Consider the following 5,283-nt stretch of genomic DNA (forward strand, 5'->3'; position numbering starts at 1 on the left):
ACTTTCATGACTCGAATCACTATCTTCGTATGTTCCATCTGGGTGTGCAGTCTTCACTCGCCCACTCCACGCTCGACACGGGAGAAAGGAAGGAGATGGACAGGAAGGGAAGAAAGGAGACGACCAAAGGGACGAGAGATCGAGGGATGGAGAGTAGACTGACGAGGGAAGGTTCGATGGCTCTGATATCGACATCACGTACCGCCCCGCCGCGTACCATGCATTCGAACCGTCCAATCGGCGACCCTTGAACGTTGCTATTTCAGTTCAATGTGAGAGCAATATCTTATATATCTGTGCCAATCTAGCGCACAGGAACACGCTGTCCAGCGGACGGACGTACCGTGTCGAGGTGCTTTTGCATCCAGAGTTCGAGCGTCGTAATGGCCGAAATCGGCTTCAGGTGGTCCGCGTGTCCGTCGAGGTGTTCGTGTTGGAGAGTCCGCACTCCATCGGCATCGAAAATCTCGCGGTCGGAGGCATCGTCGAGCAGGGAATCCACGAACGCGCGCATCTTCGGGTCGTTTCTGTACCAGCGACCCATCCGGCACGTATCCGGTCCCGTGGCCCGCTTTTTGAGATTGTCCGCGACGAACCCGAGCGCGTGCAGCGCGAGCGGTGACGTCGGCGGCCGGTTCGTCCGATTGTAGGGGACGCGTGCGGAGGGACCACCGACACGACGGGCGACTTCAAGTTTGAGCGGCGCGACAGCGGACGGCACCCTACCACGGGTACCGGGAATCGCCCCGATTCGATAGCGCTGGTAGGGCATCCGAGCGACGTGGTTCATGAACTCGCCGTCGGCGAACGGCACGCGCGTCCCGGCCTGACTGCGATAGAGGCGGTTCGACCGGAAATGGGAGTCGGCGAACAGTTCCCAGAGCGCATCGAGGGTCCGGTGTTCCCGCCGTGGCTGCGTGCTCCCTTCGACCACTCGACTGAGCGACTGCGTGGGCGAGACGTCCGACGAGAGGATGGATTGCACCTCGTGAGGGGAGAGCTGACCCTTCTGGGCGACCAAGGCGTCCACGGACGACTTGCCGGTCAGGTACGACCGATACAGCACGTCGCCGAAGAACTCGCCCTGACTGCTCCCTTCGAACAGCACGTCGACCTCCCCCGACACGTCGTTCAGGACGGGCGGGAGGTTGACGAAGAACGACCACTGGAGCATGCCGTCCATGATGTCTACGCCTCGTTCGATGGATTCCATGAACTCGCTCGCGGAATAGTTACAGAACTGGTTGGGAACCGAAAGCGCGTCGGAGACGCGCTCGGCACCGAGGCGGTCCTCCTGCGTCGCCGAGTTGTCGTAGGTGAACGTTCGGATGGTGTCGATTTCGTCCTTCAGTGCGGCGGTAAGCGTCCTGCTGTCGAGGCCCCCGGAGAGCCAGACGCCGGTTCGGCCGTCGATGGTACCCGCGACGTTGCCGACCACTCGGCGATAGCGTTCGATCGCCTCGTCGACGTAGCCCTCCTGCGGGTCGATACCGAAATCGGGCTCCCAGTAACGACGGGATTGGACGTTCCCGTCCTCGTATCGGAGGTACGATGCGGGTCGAAGCGATTGCACGTCGTTCACGAGCGTTTTGCGGCCGAATACGTAGCCCATGAACAGCATGTCGCTCACCGCGCGTTCGTCCACCCGCGGCGCGTGGAGTTGGGAGATGAGGGATTTGAGTTCGCTGCCAAACAGGAATCCATCGACGGTCGAGTAGTAACAGGGCCGCGTTCCGAGTTTGTCCGTGGCGACGATGGTGGAGGAGCGGTCGGCGGCGACGAGCAGGAACGGTCCGCTGAGTTCCGGGAGGGTTCGATCGGGATCAGCGAGCACCCGCTCGAAAATCTCGCCGTTCGAACGACCCAGTTCGTCCCGATTCGATATCACGCCGTGCAGGACGCCGACCTTCTTGCCGTCACGCCACGTCGTCCATCCGTTTGGGTCTCGGTCGCCGTGGTGAACGAGTCCGATTCGACGGTCGCCAATCGATCGTTCCGCAGTCTCGTACCATTCCTCGTGGTCCATCGCGTCGAGCATCTCGTCGAATGCTCGATCGCTAAGGGTACCACCGGTTACGCCGGGCATGGGAGAAACGTTCACCACTGCCTATATTGTTATGAGACGCCTTCGACCGGGTTAGGCTCGACATGAAGAAAATCGAAGGGGAAGCTGAAACGAAGTTGGGCCGGGCTACTACCGCCGACCGACGAATATCGTAAAAGCAGTACCGCCATCCGGCCGTCTTTGTAAGGAGACCTCTTCCTGTTTTTCCGTTTCAAAAACGGCAATCGCTTGGGTCAACCCAGTCGGTGTCGATAACTCACCCGAACCGTTATCCGTATTCCCACCATACGTGGGAACATGACGAAAGTGGATTCGAAGGGACGAATCGTCCTTCCACAGCGAATTCGGGAACGACTGGGAATCTCTCCTGGTACTGAAGTCGAGGTCAAAGAAGAGGATGGTAAGGCCGTCGTTCGACCGGAAGACGACCCCGAACGAATTCTCGACCGAATGGACGAACTGATCGACGGGATCTCCGACGACGAACAGTCCCGTACGCCATACAGCGAGCTGGGTCCACAGGCGAAGGACCATCTCGATACTATTCGTGAACAAGCGTCTCGCTACGAGTCCGAATCGGACGATGAGTGAGGGGCCGTATCTCTTCGATGTGGGCGTGACGGCGATAGCACATTCGGGTACACCCGTCGATGAGACGCCGCTATCGTACGTTCGGCAAGCGATCGCCGGTGAGATCGACGCCATCGTTCCCTACGCGTCCGTTATCGGCGCGCACAACGTCCTGACGAGCTATTACGGGGTTTCGAACAAACAGGCATCCCAACTCATGCAGAATTTCATGGACTCGAAGCGAGTCCATTGGTACGACGGGATGTCCGAGGAGGTCGTTCGGAACGGCTTCTCACAGGCGAGTGCGGTGAACATCGGCGGCTGGGACGGATACTACGCGGCAGTTGCGAAGTCGGAAGGGGCCAAGACGATCCTCACCATCGACGACGATTTCGAGAAAATCTCCGGTGTCGAAACAAACGTTATTCTCTCCCCGGAGGAGTTCGCTATTCTGAACGACTATCTGGGGTACTAATCTATATCGCATTTATGAGGTCTCAATTCAGAATGGAATCAGCCACTCTTTGAGAGGGGGCATCACCGAGAAACGGCGGCGCGACAAGCCGTTCGACGAAAATATCGAGATCGATATCGCAGCGGATCCGCAACTGCATCGGACAACCTCGAACCGGGTGATTCAGGCAGACTCATCGCTGAAGAACTCGGCACAGAGTTTCCGCTCCGCGGCCCGAAGGTGTTCGTGGAACGTCGAACGCGAGATGCGCATGGATTCGGCGAGTTCCTCCCCCGTCACGGGTCGCGGCCAGTCGAAAAAGCCGCTGACGTAGGCTTTCTGAAGCGAGGCCAACTGGCGCTCCGTGAGCGAATCGGTCAGGGTCTCGATGAAATCCTGTTTGGTCTTCGCGGGACGCTCGCGGTGGCGGTAGGCCAGCAGTTCCGTTCCGGAGTACGAATCCTTTAAGCGCTCGATGAGGCCGCGAACGTCCGCCTCCTGTGGGAACTCGACGAGAACGCGGGATTCGTCCGGCGTGGCCGATATCTCCTGCGTCTTCCCGCCGTAATCCGACATCGTGGAGACGAGCGTCCCCGCCGGGAGGACGAACTCGAAGAGGGTTTCCTCGTCCTGTTCGGCCACCAATCGTGCATCGAGAACGTCGTCGCGCTCCGAGACGATGTCGAACACGTCGTCCGCGGACGCACCCTGAATAGAGAAGAACGATACCACCGAACCGTCGTCGTGGTTCGTCGATTGCAAGTAACTGATTTCGGCGTCGGTTCGCTCCGCGATATCCACGAAGAAGAGGTCCGAACTTCGGAACGAGAACTCGGCTTCGACGACGCTGTCCGCGATGAGGATCCGACGCGTCTCGCGGGCGTTAATGGCGCTACCGATGGCGCGAGCGAGCGACTTCAGAACGACCTGCTCGCGCTCGTCGAACGCGTCGGATTTCGTCGCGCTTACCACGAGCACGCCGTACTCCGTGTCGTGGTACGAGATGGGAAGCGCCGCGGCCGCCGCACATCCCTCGATGTCGAGGTGGGCGATCTGTAGCTCCCCGGTCTCCAGCGCCTCGTGCACGATGGGATGTTCGGGGTCCGGATCACACTCCCCCGCGACTGTCCGCACCTCCACGCCGTCAGTTCGAACGTCGCGCTCGCCGACCCACGCGAAGGTGTAGGGTTCGACCTGCGTCACCTGCGTGCAGAAGGCCGTCTCGATGGCCTCGCGTGTCGGCGCTTCGACCACCGCGCTCGTGACGTCCCCGAGCAGTCCCTCGATGCGTTCGAGCAGGTGTTCGAGTTCGTCCGCCCGCTGGCGGGCGGCGAACTCCGCCCGCTTTCGCTCCGAGATGTCCGTCTGGAACCCGACGAAATGACTGACGTCGCCCGTGTCGTCACGAATCGGTGCGATATCGACCCGATTCCAGAACTCCGTTCCATCCTGACAGTAGTTCAACAGCTCGACCGAAACCGGTTCCTCGTCGTGGATGGCCTCACGCATCGTCCGGACGGGTTCCGGCTCAGACTCCTCCCCCTGCAAAAACCGACAGTTGCGGCCCAGTACCTCGTCGGAAGGGTACCCGGTCAGTTCCTCGAACGCCTCGTTGACGTACAACAGCGGTTGGTCGTCCGGTTGTGCGTCCGCGATGGTGATACCGACCGGGGCTTCGTTGATGGCCCGCTCCTTCAGATCGAGTTCCGCGACGACGTCCTCCGTGGCGGCCTCGGACCGCTGAAAGAGCACCGTCACGCCGTCAGCACCGGGATGAACGGTCGCCTGATATCGGGCATCGAACGTGATGTGGAACGGTTCGGGGCGGTCGTTCCGCCGCGCCGTCTTACAGTGGTCGAGAATCGTCTCACCCGCCGCCGTGGGAAGCGCCGTCGGCAACTGTTCGTCGATACCGACGCCGAGCAGTTCCCGTGCCGGGTCGTTGAGATACGTCACCCGCCAGTCGGAATCGAGCGCGAGCAGTGGATCGGAGAGTCGTTCGAGAGCCTGACTCGCCCCCACGTGCGTCTCGTCAGGAAGGTCCATACGGACAGTAAGGGCCGACGGGAAATAGTAGTTCAGTTATCGGTTACGAGTCAGGGGTTCGTTTCGGTGGTTCCGATCCCTCGTCGGCTCCTTTTTGTCCCTTTTGGCACGACGTTTTTGGAGACTCGCCTCCTGTGTGCGGATATGC

General features: G+C 60.3%; 4 protein-coding genes. 2 read left to right on the top strand and 2 right to left on the bottom strand.

Annotated features, from left to right (window positions below):
• Positions 1–304 precede the first annotated feature (304 nt).
• A complete protein-coding gene (locus WBV42_RS10950; RefSeq protein WP_423986059.1) occupies positions 305–2,086 on the bottom strand; it encodes an asparagine synthase-related protein in 1,782 nt (593 codons plus the stop codon).
• A 276-nt stretch (positions 2,087–2,362) separates the two neighbouring features.
• Here WBV42_RS10950 and WBV42_RS10955 point away from each other — a divergent pair, with 276 nt between their 5' ends.
• Both WBV42_RS10955 and WBV42_RS10960 read left to right on the top strand, forming a co-directional pair.
• Positions 2,363–2,656 carry an AbrB/MazE/SpoVT family DNA-binding domain-containing protein gene (locus WBV42_RS10955; protein WP_423986060.1) on the top strand — a complete coding sequence of 98 codons (294 nt, stop codon included), beginning with the start codon at positions 2,363–2,365 and terminating at the stop codon, positions 2,654–2,656.
• Complete coding sequence (locus WBV42_RS10960; RefSeq protein ID WP_423986061.1) at positions 2,649–3,110, top strand: type II toxin-antitoxin system VapC family toxin; 462 nt, start codon at positions 2,649–2,651, stop codon at positions 3,108–3,110. Before WBV42_RS10955 ends, WBV42_RS10960 begins: the two co-directional genes overlap by 8 nt.
• Before the next feature lie 162 nt (positions 3,111–3,272).
• Here the strand turns inward: WBV42_RS10960 and WBV42_RS10965 are convergent, their stop codons facing one another.
• Positions 3,273–5,135 carry a bacterio-opsin activator domain-containing protein gene (locus tag WBV42_RS10965; RefSeq protein ID WP_423986062.1) on the bottom strand — a complete coding sequence of 621 codons (1,863 nt, stop codon included), beginning with the start codon at positions 5,133–5,135 and terminating at the stop codon, positions 3,273–3,275.
• Positions 5,136–5,283 lie beyond the last annotated feature (148 nt).

The sequence above is a fragment of the Haladaptatus sp. genome, assembly GCF_049589095.1.
Lineage (GTDB): Archaea > Halobacteriota > Halobacteria > Halobacteriales > Haladaptataceae > Haladaptatus.